Source organism: Streptomyces griseoaurantiacus (assembly GCF_036189845.1).
In the GTDB taxonomy this organism is placed as follows: Bacteria; Actinomycetota; Actinomycetes; order Streptomycetales; family Streptomycetaceae; genus Streptomyces; species Streptomyces griseoaurantiacus.
The window spans coordinates 934,418-949,982 of the sequence record NZ_CP108326.1 but is presented as its reverse complement, the minus strand read 5'-3'; the positions used below and the strand labels follow the sequence as shown (position 1 = coordinate 949,982).

The following is a 15,565-nucleotide window of genomic DNA, read 5'->3' as shown; positions in this document are numbered from 1 at the left end:
GCACAGGAGCGGATCACCGGCACGGGTGGACGTACAGCGGAGAGGAACCGATGCGACCGAACGCCAGGCGCACCACTTTGGCGGACATCGCCCGAGCGGCCGGAGTATCCGTCGCGACCGTGTCCAAGGTGGTCAACGGCCGCGGGGACGTGGCCCCGCACACCCGCACGCGCGTGCAGGAACTCCTGCACCAGCACCAGTACCTCGCGCCCGTGTTCCGCCACTCCGAGGCCGAACCCGTCGACATCCCCACCATTGAGGTCCAGTTCCAGGGCGGCCTCAGGTCGTACGTCGCCGAGACCCTCGAAGGCATCATCGACTCCGCCGCCGAACTCGGCGCCACCGTGGTGGTCAGCAAGGCCACCCACGCCCCGCACTGGGCCCGGGACCTGGTCGCCGCCGGACGCCGCGCCGTCATCGCGGTCACCAGTGTGTACACCGCCGCACACCTGAACGAACTCGCCCGGTCCGGACTGCCCCTGGTCGTCCTCGACCCCCTGCACCTTCCGGACAGCCGCGTCCACAGCGTCGGGGCGACCAACTTCGCCGGCGGCCTGACCGCAACCCGGCACCTGCTCTCCTTGGGCCACCGCCGGATCGCCTACCTCGGCGGGCCCAGCATGGCCGTCTGCAACCAGGCCCGCATGCACGGCTACCGCGCGGCCATGGAGGCGGAGGGGGCGAAGGTGCCCGAGAGTTACGTCCGCCCCGGCGAATTCACCTACGCGACGGGGCTGCACGGCGCCGCCGGGCTCCTGGACCTCCCGGAACCACCCACGGCGGTCTTCGCGGGCAACGACGACATCGCCGTCGGCGTCATCGAGGCCGCCCGCGCCCGGGGCATGCGCGTGCCCGAGGACCTCAGCGTGGTCGGCTTCGACGACACCAGCCTGGCCGAGATGGCCTCACCACCTCTGACCACCGTGCGCCAGCCGCTGCGGGAGATGGGCGGCGCGGCCCTGCGCACCGCCCTCCGGCTGGCCAACGGCGAGACGATCGAGTCCCATCACATCGAACTCGCCACCGCCCTCGTCGTCCGCACCTCCACGGCACCGCCCCGCGAGGAGCCGTAGCCGCGAGGAGCCGTGGCCGCGAGGACGTCCGCCGGTCGGCCGGCCGCGGTGCGGCGGGCCGACCGGCGGGAGGCCGGGCGTCGTCACGACCGGGCGGAGGCCCGTGCCTCGGTGGCCGTGGACCATGCCTCAGTAGCCGTAGACCATCTTGTAGGCCACCTCGGGCAGGAACTGCCCGGCGGAGGAGCCGGATCCGACGCCGCAGTTGCCGTCCGACTCACCCGGGGTCTTGATCCACAGCAGCATCTCGGCGCCCCCTCCCTTCTGAGTGGGCGTGCCGATGCGGCGGCCCGAGGGATTGCACCACTGCCCGTTCGCTCCGTTGCCATTGCGACTGGTGTCCACGACGAACGGCTTGGTGTAGCCGTAGCGGGCGCTCAGTTCGCGGTTCACGGCATTGCCGTAGGCGGTGTTCTCGGCGGTGGTGAAGTAGTTCGAGACGTTGAGCGAGAAGCCGTGCGCCTGACGGAGGCCCGCCTCGTGGAGGCGCCGGGCCATCGTTGCCGCGTCGGTCCACCCCGGGTTGCCGGCGTCCATGTAGACCCAGGTGTTGGGGGCCTGCCGGGCGAACTGGCCGAGGGCGCCGCTGAGCATGGCCTCGCGCTCGTCGATCTGCCCCTGGTTCATGCAGCCGTAGTCCCCGAGGGAGTCCGGCTCCAGGACGACGACGGCCGGGCGGCTCGCGATCCCGCCGGCGAACTGGGCGATCCAGTCGGCGTACGCGGACGGCGAAGAGGCCCCTCCGGCGGAGTGCCCGCCGCAGTAGTCGCGGTTGTAGATGTTGTAGGCGACCAGGATCGGCAGCTTGTCCTGGTTGTCCGCCGCCCCGACGTAGGCGCCCGTCGCGGTGCCGATCGTCCCGCTCCAGGAACCGAACCAGCGGGCCATGGGGGTGTTGGCGATCGAGGAGTTGATCGCACCGGCCCGGCCGTCACCCGGATTGGCGGCCACCCAGTTCTTCGCGCTGGAGCCGGGATCCACATAGAACCCATTGGTCATGGTGGTCGGATCGGCGGCGTGGGCGGAGGGTGCGGCGGCGAACGCGAGCGGCAGGGCGAGCAGTGCTGCGGCCAGGGCGCGGAGTCTGCGGCGCATGACAGGACCTCGTTCTCATCGCGGGGTGCGTCGCACGCTCGTCCCGAACGTGTGACGCGCTGGGGGGAAGTGCGGTGGTACGACGAGCCTTGGGAGCGCTCCCATGATGTGGCACCTTGGATGATAGAAAGCCCTCGCGCCTCGTCAACCCTCCGCGCAGCACTCTTCCGGATCACCGAAACATTCGACGGGCTCCGGCTTCACACCATTGCGCGCCGACGTCGGGAGGCGGTAATGGACCGCATTACGCGCGATTTCCGGCCCCGCCGAATGGGAGCCGAAACAGGTACCGAACGCGTGACCATGACGGCCCCGTCACCGCCGCTGACCTGCCCCCTTTCACGCACCTGACGGAGAGGCGTGAGGGAAAGGCGTGAAAGTGAAGCTTGAAGGTGGGGGTGGAGGTCAAGGCGAAGCGTGAAAAGCGTGACGGGAAAGCGCCGAGCCGCGGGCTGGGCGAGCAGGGGACGGGAATGCGGGAACGCGGGCCTTCCTCCTTTTCCGTCCGGGGCCGGAGGAACACGGCCAGGGAAACGCGGACGGCGAGTCCGTGCTAACGTCGTCCGTTTGCAGTCGCTGTCCCGGTGCCCCGAGGGGGTGCCCCGACCGGTGACGCGTCCCCGCCGCGCCTCCTTCGGTACGGCCCCCGGTCCCTTCGGAGAAGAACCCCCCTTGAGCGATTCAGCCAACGATCCGGCACGTGCCGGCGCCGGACCCCAGGACCTCGGGTCCGCGACGACACCGCAGGCCGTTTCGGTGACGAGCACCACGCCGTCCTTCGCGGAGCTGGGACTGCCGCCCGCGCTGCTGCGGGTGCTCGACGACCACGGCGTGACCGTGCCCTTCCCCATCCAGGCCGCGGCACTGCCGGACGCACTCGCCGGGCGGGACGTCCTCGGCCGCGGCCGCACCGGATCCGGCAAGACCCTCGCCTTCGGCCTGGGCATGCTCGCCCGGACCGCCGGACGGCGCGCACAGCCCAAGGAGCCGCTGGCCCTCGTGCTCGTGCCGACCAGGGAACTCGCACAGCAGGTCGGCGAGGCCCTCACCCCCTACGCCGAGGCGCTGGGGCTGCGCCTGGCGACCGTCGTCGGGGGAGTGTCCCTCGGACGGCAGGCCGCCGCGCTCCGGGACGGCGCCGAGATCGTCGTCGCCACCCCGGGCCGGCTCCACGACCTCGTCGAGCGCAACGGCTGCCGCCTGGGACGCGTGCGCATCGCCGTCGTGGACGAGGCCGACCGGATGAGCGACCTGGGCTTCCTGCCGCAGGTCACCGGAGTCCTGGACCAGGTGCGCGGTGACGGGCAGCGGATGCTGTTCTCCGCCACCCTCGACCGCGACGTGGACCACCTGGTGCGGGTCTACCTGCGCGAGCCCGCCGTCCACTCCGTGGACCCCTCGTCCGGCGCCGTCGCCGCGATCGACCACCACGTCTTCCTCGTCCACGGCCCCGACCGGTACGCCGTCACCACGGAGATCGCCGCCCGGGACGGCCGCGTCCTGCTGTTCCTGGACACCAAGCACGGCGTCGACCAGCTCACACGGCACCTGCGGGCCAACGGCGTGGCCGCCGCCGCCCTGCACAGCGGCAAGTCCCAGCCTCAGCGCACCGGGACCCTGGCCCGGTTCAAGGACGGGGGGATCACCGCCCTGGTGGCCACGAACGTCGCCGCGCGCGGCCTGCACATCGACGACCTCGACCTCGTGATCAACGTCGACCCGGCCACCGACCCGAAGGACTACCTGCACCGCGCGGGCCGCACGGCACGCGCCGGCCGCTCCGGCACCGTCGTGACCCTCGTCCTGTCCGGACAGCGCCGCGAGACCAGCCAGGTCATGACGGACGCCGGCGTCACCCCCGAGGTCACCAAGGTGCGGTCCGGTGAGGCGGTACTGAGCCGGATCACCGGCGCCAGGACCCCCTCCGGCAAGCCCCTCGACCGCACAGCGGCCGCGACGGGCCCCAAGAACCACAACAAGCCCTTCCGAGGCCTGGGCAGCGCCAAGGACGACACCAGGACCGCCGGCACCGGCGGCAGAAAGTCCCGCAAGACCAACGAGGCTCGCACACTCGCGGAGGCCCGCAAGGCGGCCCGGATACGACGCGGCGGCTGAGCCCGGCGCACCTCGGGCAACACCTCAGCCGGACAAGGGGGAGTGGCGCATCGTGGCTCACCAGTGAACCGAGCCGTCCCCTTCGGCTCCACTGCCGCGAGCGCACGAGCATCCGGGGAGTAACGCAGTTGCCACTTCCCCTACCTGCGTCTCGTCCTGACACTGAGCGAGGGAGACGACGTGGGACTGACGCTCTTCCCGGGCGACGGCGATGTGACGAGCCCCGACGTCTCCTGGTCCTACACGGGCTTCGGCATGTTCAGGGAGTGGCCGGCCCGCGCTGAGGGGTTCGCACTCGACGAGATGGACGGCTTCGGCGGAGATCGCCGGTGGCACAGCGTCTCGACCACGTTGGCACCACTGCTCCACCACCCCGACGACGACGGCCCCGACCTCGCGCCCACCCAATGCGCGGGCATGTTGCCCCGGCTCGAAGCACTTCTCAACGACGATCTCACCGACGACAACGACCCCGCCCACCGACGGCACATCGAAGACGTCAGCCAATTGGTCACTGTCCTGCGGTTCTGTGTGAACGAGGACGTCGAACTCATCTTCGGCTAGCCACGGGAGCGCATGACGCTGACGCCCTGTCACGTCACTCGGAGCGACCGGACGGACGTCGGACCGTCTTGCGCAGGCGCAGGCGCAGGCGCAGGCGCAGGTGTTGGACGGAGGCGGAGGCGTTGGGCGGAGGCCGTGGCAGTGGCCGACGTGTCAAAGGGCCGCGGTCGTGGAGGGGAAGCGCGAGTCAGCGCCCGAGCCAGGCTGGGCCGAGGGGCTGAGCGAAGGCGCCCGACGGGTGGCCCCGGGCCGGGTGGGTCAGGCGCCTTCTCATGTATGTCTAGAAGAAGCCCAGCTTCTTCGGCGCGTACGAGACCAGCAGGTTCTTCGTCTGCTGGTAGTACAGCAGCTGTACCCACGCTGACCAGGGGAAACGGGGGTTGGTGCGGCCCCGAGGCGGGGGCTGGTCCGGAATTGGTCCGGATCTTGGTCCTGTCTGGTCCCTGACGGAGAAGCTGGCGTGGGATGGGAAGTTCTGGGAGTGATCCATGTGCTGCACGTCTGCTGCGCTCGCCGGCTGGGCCCGAGGCTGTAGTCGTCTTACCACCAAGGTGCCTGGGCGCGCTGTGCCTGTTGTTGTGCGGAGGCGGCGTCTGCGCGTGCGATGGACAGGAGGTGGGGGAGCCGGCCGGCTGCTCTGGTGTTCCACCAGCAGTGGGCGTCGGGCGAAAACGCGGCCTTGGGAGCGTTGTCGATGGCTTCTTGGTACACGGCCGGCGAGTCGTGCCATTCGGTGTCGCCGATCACTCGCAGGGAGCGGCGCGAGAGACCGTCGAGGAGGGTGAAGAGCCGGGGACTGTCGTCAGGCGGTGTCGGCTGGGGCCGGCTTGGCGGGCACCGCCTGGATATTGGGTCCAGAGGAGGTACTGTGCCGGCCACGGCAGATCGATCCCCTCGCGTCCGTCGTAGGTCACGACCACCGGCTCGGCCATGGAAGCAGCGATGCCGGTCACCAGCCCGCGCCCCGTGTAGTGCAGTTGATCGGCCAGCCTGACCACTCACGGTTCATCCTGTAGGTCGCGCTTGATCGCCCGCTCCAGAGCGTCGTGTGCACGCGCCCATCGTGCCGCTACCGGAGAGGCGTGGTTGTTCTGCTCGGCAGGAGTGAGGGAGCGTATTGGGTCGTGATCAATCTGCGCGGCGGGGCCTGAACGGGTAGACCTTCTTGGGTGATGCGAGTGCAACTGACGGATGTGGAGTGGGAGTTCATCGGGCCGTACCTTCCGATCGGCGACTACGGCCCCATACCCCGAGCGGCTGCGGCAGCAGTTCGAGGGCGTGATCTGGCGGTTCAAGACGGGCGGGCAGTGGCGGGAGATGCCGGCGGAGTTCGGCGCCTGGTCGACGGTCCACAACCGGTTCCGACAGTGGCGTGACGCCGGAGTCTTCGAGGCCTTGATGGAGGGCCTGGTCGTGGAGGCCGCGAAGCGGGGCGAGGTGGACCTGTCCCTGGTCAGCATCGACTCCACCACCGTCCGGGCCCATCATGACGCGGCCGGGATGCACCTGGACGAGGAGGTCCTCACCGCTTCGGAGAAGGCTGCCGCCGAGGCGGAGAAGGCCAGGTCAAAGGGGGTGGCTGCGGCGAACAAACCGGGCAGGAGGACGAAGATGTGCCGATTACCAGCGCATCCTCGACACGCTCATCCCGTCTGCAGGATCCACACGGCATGCGGGGCGGCTCGGTGCCAGGCAGAACGGCTGAGGACGCCGCCGCCTTGGCCACTACGCGTCACCGCCAGGGCCTCCTCCCCGTCGGCGACGCAGCACCCCCGGGCTGGGTTCGCCATACGGGCCGCCTCGGCCAGAACGCTAGCCTCTTCCTGGCCCACCGCTCCCTGGATGTGAGTCTTCGTCGGTGGCTGCCTGTTCTTCGACCTTGGCTTCCTCCACCATCCGCTCGATTTCCGTGTCGACTCGACGCAGCTCGTCGACAACCAGGCCCCATGCCCGGCCGTGCAGTTCTTCTGGCACCTCGTCTTGGATGAACTGCGACAGCCGGTCTATCTGCATTTCAGCGTCGTACTCGCTCGCGGTCGTCGGCGAGGTCGCCACGGCCCACGCCAACCGGCCGACCGCCGCGACCCCGCGGGCGATACCGCCGAGCACCGTCCCGAAATCCGGCACTGTCCCCTCCTCCACCCTCAGCAGTCTGTCGATTCTGGCTGTGGGGCGCAGTGCAGCCCCAACCATCTCAAGCGGATGGTGACGGACACCTGGCCTGAAAGTCACTCAGCAGCCTGCAGAGTCCTGCTTTGTGGCCTCCTTCAGACCTTGGCAGGTGGGAGCGCTACCAGAGATGGGGCTGGCGAGCCTAGTACGGGGGGTGGGCCTGACTGGACACACCTGGGCCGTATGGCGCTACAGATTCTTCCCTGCTCCGAACTGTGCCTTCCCAGTACATTCCAGACCGACGTTCCGTACCATGGCGAAGCAGCCTCGGTGGTGTGGTCTGGGATTTCGCGGTTCCCATGCGCAGGCGGGGTCTCGTCAGGAAAGCTGCGCTTCAGGCCGGTCGAGCACACCGTCCGCAGGGCCGTTGGAGGGGGAATCGTGGCAAAGGTAACGCTGTCCGAGGCGCTGGCAGAACTCCGCGAAGAGCTGTACAAAGCCGCTGATACCGGTGGCAACGAGCAGTTCAGGTTCGAGGTCGAGCAGGCCGAACTCTGTCTTGAGGTCGAGTTCCGCAAGGACGGCAACGGCAAGGTCAACGTCGAAGTCGGCGCCTTCGGCACCAAGGGTGCAGTGGAGGCCGGAGGTGGGGGTGGGAGCACGCAGCGGCAGACGTTGACGTTGACGCTGAACGTCCGCGACGAGGCCCTGGGCGGACAGCCCGCTCGCATCCGCCGGCACGAGACGCCTGGCGGGGAGCCGAGGGCTGATGTCCCGCCTGGCGGCGACGCCTGAGTAGTTACAAACGTGGAGGCGCGGGCGTAGCGGGAGAACGACAGTGGACGCGCAGAGAACGACGTACATCAAGCCTGACCAGCCGGTGGGCGGGTCGGGTTCGGGGTATCTCATCGGGCCCCGGCTGGTGCTGACCGCGCTCCACGTCGTCCACGACGACGGTGTCCGCGCGTCCGGTGCGACCGTCTGGGTCGGGCATCCTCGCGCGGACTCCGGGCTTCGCAAACGCACCGCGACGGTCATCTGGCCAGCCCCGGACCTCGACCCGGATAGCGCCGGGGTGCCGGACGTCGCGCTGCTGCTTCTGGACCAGGACGCAGACGAAGGCCACACGACGGCCGTGCCCTGGGGCCGACCCCAGGGCGATGCTCCGCTGGCCTATGCCGGGATCGGGGTTCCGGCGTTCTCCACCCTCTCGGGCGGCGGCGTCCAGTACGAGAGCCTCCGCGGCGAACTCGCCCCCCTGACCACCGCTGGCAGACGCTGGGTCCTCGACTGCCGCGTCTGGCCCGCCGCCACACAGCAGAAGGAACGTCCTTGGGCCGGCGCCTCCGGCACCGCCATCTTCACCAACGGACACCTCGTCGGCGTCGCCGTCGAATACGGCACCGGCATGGGCGAACGACGCCTCACCGCCGAACCCATCTACCTGCTCCTCACCGACCCAGGATTCACCACCCTGCTGACCGAGCATGGCTTCCCCAGCACCCGGAACACAGCCGACGACGTCACCGCCGACGAGGCGACCGCGACACGAAGCCGACACGCGTGGTCGGTGCTCGCTGAACAACGCAAGCTCGCTACGTCCGGCGTTCGGACCGCCATCGGTGATGAGTCATCCGGTGGTCCGGTCGTGATCTCATTCGCCGACCGCCGCGAGCAACTCGCTGAGGCCCTGCGCGAGGCCGGTACTCGTGCTTCGGCTCTGTTGGTATCCGGCGAGTCGGGCATCGGCAAGAGTGCGCTGACGCTGTCGGCCGTCGCCGAGCTGGAAGCCGTAGACCCTGCCGGGTTCCAAGGGGTGGTGGTGAACTTCCGGAGTTTGCCGCAGTCCAGCTTGGAGCTGCGAGCTGCCCTTGGGATGTCGCTGGAGGACGTGCTCGCAGAGGCATCGGCACCGTCTCGGGTCTTGGTCATCGACGCGGCTGATGCTGCTCTGGAGCGGTCCGCTGGCCTCTTGAGCGATCTGGTGCTGGCAGCGGCTGCGGCCGGTGTTGGGCTCGTCGCGGTCACGTCTGACGTGGCACTGGGTTACGTACGGGAGCAGGTCGAGCTGGGGTTCGCGAAGTCCGTTTCGTCTTTCGAGATGTCGCCGCTGGGAGATGAGGATATCTCGGTCGTCTCGGGACATTTTCAGCTTCTGCGTGCAGTCCTGCGAGACCTGCCTGCGAACTCGCTGCTGCGCAGACCTGTCGTGCTGGACCTTCTGGCTCGGACCGGGACGGAGCCGGACAGCGCGCTGGGTGAGTGGGAATGCCTTGATCTCGTGTGGAGCAGGGTTGTTCGCGGCGACGGACGGCCCGGTGTCGGATCGGCGGAGGCACGCGAACAGACACTGCTTGCGGTAGCCGCAGCGACCATGAAGCTGCCCGAGGGGCATCGGCCCCTCGCAGGCGTCGATGCCGCAGCAGTCGACGCGCTGCGCCGTGATCATCTGCTCGCGCCGGCGAGCCGGTACCGGAACCAGCCGGACTTCGCGCACGACGAAGTCCGGCGGTACGCGACCGCCATCCTTCTCGTCCGTAGTCAGAGCCCGACCGAGTTGCTGCAGGCAGCGGGGGCGCCCCGGTGGGCACTGTCGGCCGCCACACTTGCCTGCAAGGGGCTACTGAAAGCACCAGACACTCGACCCGTTCGGATGTTCATCGAACTGCACTCACGCTTGCAGGTATTCGCGGTAGCGCACGGCCCCCGGTGGTCTGACGTTCCGGTAGAGGCGGTTTTGGAGACGCCATTCGCGTACGAATGCCTAAAGTCCGCGTGCGAGGATCAGTCGGTCGACCTGGTGCTCGGCGACGTGGTTCGAGTTGTTCAGCAGAGGCATAAGGTCAACGGGCTGGTCGACCATCTCATCACTAACCCTGTTGTCCAGATTCTTCTCGATGAAAAAAAGCCCTGGGATGTGTCGGAAGAGTCGTTCGAACTGCTCGCGGACTGGCTGCAAGCTCTGTCCCTGGCAAACATTCCGGCCGGCGACGAGCTGCGAATCCGCCTTCGAGGCCGTCTCCTTGCCTACTGGAACTCGTTTTCTCTACGCAAAACCGGAGCGGACGTGCCGTCCGGACGAATCTTGCAACGCCGTCGACGCCGACGTGAGCTGGACTACCACCTGACGAGGGAGAATTTCGTCGAAACGTTGGCCTTGCTCGGTCCGGACATTGATGATGCCATCGAAGCGTGCCTTCGGGCCATCGCGGACGATGCACCAGCGTTCCTGGCTCCGGCCGCGGACGCGCCATTGAGTGCCCGAGCCTTGGCGCAGAAGGACCCGGAGCTATTGGCGGCGTTGATGATGGCCTACTACATCGACGACGAAACAAGCTGGCACCGAGATGAGGGTGTCCGAGGGCATCAGGGGCGCTGGAGAGGTTTCGGAGTACCTTTCTTCCAGTACTACTTCGGTGGGTTCTGGCAGCTATTCCAGACAGCATCAGTGCCGACCTCGGTGCGGGTGTTGAATGGCATCCTGAATAGCGGTGCGCGGGCGCGCGTAGCAATGTTGTCGCGGCCTAGCCCGCCCTATGTATTTACTGATCCTTTTGATGGTGGCGGCGAGGGTGCCGATGGTGAGGCGGAGAATGGAGAGGGAGAAGACCGCGGTGCGATTCTGAACATACATGGCACTTCCCGCTTGTATGTCGGCGACAGTCATGTTTGGAGCTGGTACCGGGGTACGTCGGTCGGCCCATATTCGGCGATGAGCGCGCTCCAGGCGATGGAGCGCCTTGCCGATATGTGGTTGAGTCAGGGCGTGTCAACAAAAAGGGTCGTTGAGGTACTCCTGCATGGCTGCGAGAACCTCGCGGTTCCGGGGATGCTATTTGGTCTGCTCGCGCGCCACATCGAGAAAGTCGGCACCGAACTCGACCTGTTCCTCGCCGAACCGGTTGTGTGGGACTTGGAGTTCGGTCGCACGACGAGTGAGTATTCAGGGCTGCGTGCAACAACCGAAGGGCTCGCGAACCTCGAACGTCGCCGTTGGACACCGCGCGAGGTAGCCATGTGGCTTATGGTGCATGGTGGGCAGGGGCGTGTCCAGGATTTGAAGAAAGTCGCCAAACAGCTTGTCGAGAATGGCGACCGTTTGGGATACAGCCAAGAGCTTACGAAGAACTGGGCTGCCAGTCTGGATTCGGATCAATACCGGGTTAAACAGCACGGCGATGCAGTCCACATCGAGGTCGAGCCGCCGCCTGAGCTGCGAGCCGCACAAGAAGCGCACACGGCTTACCAGGAAGCCCTGCAGACCAGCACGCGGCTGAAGAACCGGTATTGGGGATCGGTCAAGCACGACACCGAGTACGTGCCGCCCCCATCGGCAGAGATCGCCGCGGATCTGGCGGCAGGCCGTGCCCTGCTGGAGTCCGACGGAGATCAAATGCCGCCCCGGGATTTGGACGCCGTTGCCCACGTCACTCGAGCAGCGATCGAACGAGCCGCTGCTGGTGATATGGAGGCGCTTGGCGACGAAGCACAATTCGCAACCGATCTTGTCATCGGCATCGCATTGTCGTTCCAGGAGACCGAGGGCCAACACCACGAGGGCCAGTTCTTCGATCTTGGCGCCGACCGAGCGGTGGCTCAAGCCGTGCCGGCGTTCCTCACACCCGCCCTGGCCGCACCGCTGGAAGCGGCTGGTGGCTCGATCGAAGATGTTGCCGAAGCCGGTCTTGCGATGGCAGGCAAGGCGCCTATGGAGACCCGGCTGTACCTGGCACGTGGATGCGATGTCGTCTGGAGGGGCCCATGCCACTTCAACCCTTGCATCCACCCGACCGCATTGAACTGGTTGCTTGAGACCGCCCGTGGCGCAGAAATCGGTCCGTGGGACCAAAGCGGCCAAAGACGGCCGAATATCCAGATTGCTGGCGACGTTGCCGAACGCCTCCAGGAACTACCGGGTGACTCCGTCAGGATCGCGGTTCTCGATGCAGCCATTCGCGGCCTCGGCGCAGCCGCGTCGACAGACCACTGTTGCACTGACGAGGCAGCCGCGCTCCTCGCCGCGCTCCTCGACGTCGAGCGACGCGCCATGGTCGTGCAAGAGAGCGAGGGCTGGTCCGCGGACGACCGCGGGACGCACACCCTTATCGCCGCACGGGCCCTGCTCGAAGGGTTCGCGAAGAACGGCGACATCAGACCGTTGCTCGAGCACCTCGATGCCCTTCGCGCAGGTGCACAGTTGATGTCGAATTTTCTCCACGGTCTTGCCGCGGCAGGTGCAGAGAACGACCGCTTGGCCGAGGCTGCCCGAGGTGTCTGGCCGTCGTTGCTGCGCCATGCCATTGGCTACCTGAGTGATGACCCGAGCCCCTATCGCGACCACCACTGGGGGGACTGGGCCGCCGCTGCCCTACTGCCGGATCCTCTTCCTTGGACGCAGGGGCTGTACAACGAGGTCGTCGGTGAACCCATTGACTGGGTCCGCGCTGACGACCTTGTTGAGGTGATTGACGATTGGCTGCCTGCCGCTCGAGGCGAGGTCAAGCCCGTCGACGCGCTTATCAGCATCCTGCGAAAGCTCCCGGAGGAAGTGCAAGTCACCCGCGGTGTGCCCTGGGTCTCTGACCTGTGCATTCAAGATGGGCGTGTCACGGTCAAGCAGTCGTGGTTTTCGGATAGTTGGCTCAAGGAAATTCGCACAACGGCCGAGGAGCTCGGTAAGTTGGATGAATGGCAGATGCTCGTCGACTCCTTGGTCGTCGCCGGCAACGAGGGACTGGCGCCGTACAGCAGGTGATGCCTCAGATTCCTGCCCGTCCTCTCTTGAGTCTTCGTCCGGTCCCCACCCAGTCGGCGCTGCGGACCCTGGAATGAGTCGACCGACGCGAGAACCTCTGCGTCGTCGGTCCTTCCGGGACCGGGAAGTCGCACTTCAGCGAGGCTCTCGGCCAGTCCGCCGTCGACGCCGGGATGACGGTCGCCTGGTTCACCATCGAGGACCTCGGGGCTCTGATCCGCCGTCACCGCGTCGACGACTCCGTATCGAAGGCCATCAGTCGGATCACCCGGACCGATTTGATCATCGTTGACGACATCGGACTCCTGCCCGTCTCGCCGGACGCCGCCGAGGGCTTCTACCGTCTGGTCGATGCGGCCTACGAACGTCGAAGTCTGGCCGTCAGCAGCAACCTTCATCCGTCTGGATTCGACGAGATCATGCCGAAGACCCTCGCCACCGCGACCGTCGACCGGCTCTTGCATCACGCCCACGTCGTCGTCACGCAGGGCGACAGCCACCGCCTCGCCGAGGCGACCACCGGACGAGGCGTCGTCCCGCTCGGCTGACCCGCAAGCGGGGAGATCAACTGTTTACCGGGGACTTTCAACGTCCACCAGTGGGGAGATCAACTGTCCGCGAGCGGGGAATTCCGACTGTCCCTTGACAGACGTAGCAAGGAAAAAACGGGACTGCCAATCCCATCGGGGACATCTATGTGATCACGGATAACCTGTCCTCGCACAACAGCGTGTTCACCCGCACCTGGCTCGAGGACCACCGCCGAATCCGGCACGTCTTCATCCCCGCCGGCACCTGCTGGCTCAACCCTCAGGAGAGCCGGTGGTGCATCTTCCCTAACCTCGGCATTTCATGACGGCTCGTCAGTCCAACTGGCGGGCCGTTTCGGCGTGTTGGGGCGGTGGTGAGCATGCCGGTGGCCCGGCTGTCGCGTCGGGTGGGCGCCGGGTTCCACGGCTCCGGCAGGGGGTGCTGTTCGCAGGGACGGGAAGGTGCTGGTCAGCCGGGGTTCGGGAGGGTGTCGAGCCGGGCCAGGGCGTCGGTGATCAGGTGGGTCCAGGGCCAGTGGCGGGCGAGGCGGAGGATGCGGCGGCGTCCGGTGGTGACGAGCTGGGCGGCGGTGGAGAACAGTCGCAGGCGGAGCCGTCGGGGTTCCCACAGCCGGGCGGGGCCGGTCAGGGCGAGCATCGGCATCCAGGCGAGCAAGTCGAGGGCGATCTGGACGATCTCCAGCCAGATCTGGTTCTGTGCGGCGTCGTGCAGGGGGAGGTTGCGCAGGCCGGTGGCACGGGCGGCGCGGATGCGGTCCTCGGCTCTGGCGCGCTGGCGGTGGCGCAGTTCGAGGGCGCCGATCGGCATGTCCTTGGTGTTGGTGGCGAAGCAGGTCAGCCGCATTCCGTCGGCGTCGGTGAAGCGCAACTGGGCGCCCGGATGAGGGCGTTCCTTGCGCACGATCAGCCGCATCCCCGCCGGCCAGCCCTTGAGGCAGTCGCCGTCGAGTTCGGCCACCCAGGCGCCGTCGCGGATCTCGCCGCCCGGCTCGACGGCGACCGTCCATGCGGTGGCCGGGATACGGAGCACCGCGGCGTGGATGGCGTCGGTGATGGTCATGCCGACCGAGTACGACAGCCACCGGCCCGGCTTCGCGAGCCAGGCCACGAACTCGTGGGTGCCGCCACCGGAGTCGGTCCGGATCAGTGTCTGTCGTCCACGCCGGTACTTCTTGGGCAGCTGGGCCAGGGCGAGTTGGGCGGTGGTGATGTGGTCGGCGGCGGTGTTGCTTCCCGCGTTGCCGGGCCGCAGCAGAGCGGCGGCCGGCTCTCCGCTGCCGCCCCGGCCGTGGTCGACGAAGGCCATCAGCGGGTGGTGTCCGAAGGTCTTCTTCCAGGTCGCGGCGGCGTCCTGCTTCTCGGAGTGGGCCAGCACGAGCACCCCGTCGATGTCCACGATCACCTGTCCGCCGGCGTCCGGTGCCGCCTGCCCGGCCAGATTCCAGACGTGTTCGCGGACATGGGCCCGTGCGGTGCGGATCGCCGCCAGGGCCTTCGGCCCGCCCGAGGCGAGGGCATCGATGAGGCGGGAGACGGTGGGATCGGAGGCCACCGGACCGAACACAGCCGGCTCGGACCGCAGCATGCCCACATCGGCCAGGCAGTCCCCGCCGAACGCGACCGCCAGGGCCACATCCAGCAGGATCTTCCCCGGATCGTGCACCGCCCGCGCTTTGCGCCACGGTGCCAGAGCCGCCGATATCGCCTGGTCCAGCCCTGTCTTCCGGGCCGTCTCCACCAGCAGGACGCCACCCGCCTGCGAGACCACCGCCCGGCCACCGCCCTCGATGCGGACACGCGGATAGGAACCGATACGCTTCTTCACCTGGGAAGTGCCTCCGGCGGCGGCAGGAACAAGGACCTCGACAATCCTCATTCTTGCTGGTCAGAGGCACTTTTCGTTTGTCTGACCACCCGTCGGACACCACGCTTCATGAAAGCGCGAGGCTAAGGCCGCCCTCGCCGGCAATCCTTCGCCGAGCCACCCGAGCCTGGCCCTGGGTATGGGAACGAAAGGGCGGCGCCGGCGCACTATGGCTGTGAGTGCGCTTCCGCTGCTTTTCGCCATTCGTCGGCAGAGCTCCGCTTGGCGTGACCGGGGCTGTTTCCGCAGGTGAGAGACGGACGGTCACGCGCCGCGTGAGGGCTGGCGGAAAGGGCCATGGTGAACCGCTTGGGAGCTGAGAAGGGCATTCGCCCAGCTGAGCTGCCTCAGGCTCGCTGCCCCGTGAATTGGCCTGACGGTGTCGGCCCTCCTGGCCTGATGGCGACTCGACCGGGGCGTAGCGCCGTGATGACCC

At 67.6% G+C, this 15,565-nt stretch carries 9 protein-coding genes and 2 pseudogenes; 7 read left to right on the top strand and 4 right to left on the bottom strand.

Features of this window, described 5'->3' with window-relative positions; all coding sequences use genetic code 11:
* Nucleotides 1-50 precede the first annotated feature (50 nt).
* Complete coding sequence (locus OHB09_RS04295; RefSeq protein ID WP_167795113.1) at nucleotides 51-1,073, top strand: LacI family DNA-binding transcriptional regulator; 1,023 nt, start codon at nucleotides 51-53, stop codon at nucleotides 1,071-1,073.
* 129 nt (nucleotides 1,074-1,202) lie between these two features.
* Here the strand turns inward: OHB09_RS04295 and OHB09_RS04290 are convergent, their stop codons facing one another.
* Nucleotides 1,203-2,168: a glycoside hydrolase family 6 protein gene (locus tag OHB09_RS04290; protein WP_006144284.1), complete on the bottom strand. Its 966-nt coding sequence runs from the start codon at nucleotides 2,166-2,168 to the stop codon at nucleotides 1,203-1,205.
* Between the two features lie 672 nt (nucleotides 2,169-2,840).
* On the opposite strand from OHB09_RS04290, the gene OHB09_RS04285 reads away from it, so the two are divergent.
* On the top strand, nucleotides 2,841-4,283 hold the full coding sequence (locus tag OHB09_RS04285; RefSeq protein ID WP_407077308.1) for a DEAD/DEAH box helicase: 1,443 nt from the start codon (nucleotides 2,841-2,843) through the stop codon (nucleotides 4,281-4,283).
* Between the two features lie 180 nt (nucleotides 4,284-4,463).
* Nucleotides 4,464-4,847, top strand: coding sequence for a hypothetical protein (locus OHB09_RS04280; RefSeq protein ID WP_191889629.1), 384 nt, complete (start codon nucleotides 4,464-4,466; stop codon nucleotides 4,845-4,847).
* A gap of 280 nt (nucleotides 4,848-5,127) precedes the next feature.
* Here the strand turns inward: OHB09_RS04280 and OHB09_RS04275 are convergent, their stop codons facing one another.
* Nucleotides 5,128-5,337 (bottom strand): hypothetical protein, encoded by a 210-nt coding sequence (locus OHB09_RS04275; protein WP_328921626.1) that lies wholly within the window; start codon nucleotides 5,335-5,337, stop codon nucleotides 5,128-5,130.
* Between the two features lie 679 nt (nucleotides 5,338-6,016).
* Between OHB09_RS04275 and OHB09_RS04270 the strand changes: the two are divergent.
* Nucleotides 6,017-6,553: pseudogene (locus tag OHB09_RS04270) on the top strand (transposase); the annotation flags it as partial.
* Nucleotides 6,554-6,659: 106 nt separating this feature from the next.
* Here OHB09_RS04270 and OHB09_RS04265 read toward each other — a convergent pair.
* Nucleotides 6,660-6,974 carry a hypothetical protein gene (locus OHB09_RS04265; RefSeq protein WP_319117295.1) on the bottom strand — a complete coding sequence of 105 codons (315 nt, stop codon included), beginning with the start codon at nucleotides 6,972-6,974 and terminating at the stop codon, nucleotides 6,660-6,662.
* A 426-nt stretch (nucleotides 6,975-7,400) separates the two neighbouring features.
* Here OHB09_RS04265 and OHB09_RS04260 point away from each other — a divergent pair, with 426 nt between their 5' ends.
* From OHB09_RS04260 to OHB09_RS04250, 3 genes and pseudogenes are all read left to right on the top strand, one after another.
* A complete protein-coding gene (locus tag OHB09_RS04260; RefSeq protein WP_069919158.1) occupies nucleotides 7,401-7,754 on the top strand; it encodes a trypco2 family protein in 354 nt (117 codons plus the stop codon).
* Between the two features lie 43 nt (nucleotides 7,755-7,797).
* On the top strand, nucleotides 7,798-12,714 hold the full coding sequence (locus OHB09_RS04255) for a trypsin-like serine peptidase (RefSeq protein WP_319117293.1): 4,917 nt from the start codon (nucleotides 7,798-7,800) through the stop codon (nucleotides 12,712-12,714).
* 38 nt (nucleotides 12,715-12,752) lie between these two features.
* Nucleotides 12,753-13,262 (top strand): annotated as a pseudogene (locus OHB09_RS04250) (ATP-binding protein); the annotation flags it as partial.
* Between the two features lie 451 nt (nucleotides 13,263-13,713).
* Here the strand turns inward: OHB09_RS04250 and OHB09_RS04245 are convergent.
* Entirely contained in the window at nucleotides 13,714-15,090 is a 1,377-nt protein-coding gene (locus OHB09_RS04245; RefSeq protein WP_328729893.1) for an IS1380 family transposase, read from the bottom strand.
* Between the last annotated feature and the right edge of the window lie 475 nt (nucleotides 15,091-15,565).

Excerpts from the sequence above, each read along its gene's own strand:
- OHB09_RS04290 (WP_006144284.1), bottom strand. The coding sequence starts at position 2,168 with ATGCGCCGCAGACTCCGCGCCCTGGCCGCAGCACTGCTCGCCCTGCCG.
- OHB09_RS04275 (WP_328921626.1), bottom strand. The coding sequence starts at position 5,337 with ATGGATCACTCCCAGAACTTCCCATCCCACGCCAGCTTCTCCGTCAGG.
- OHB09_RS04295 (WP_167795113.1), top strand. The coding sequence starts at position 51 with ATGCGACCGAACGCCAGGCGCACCACTTTGGCGGACATCGCCCGAGCG.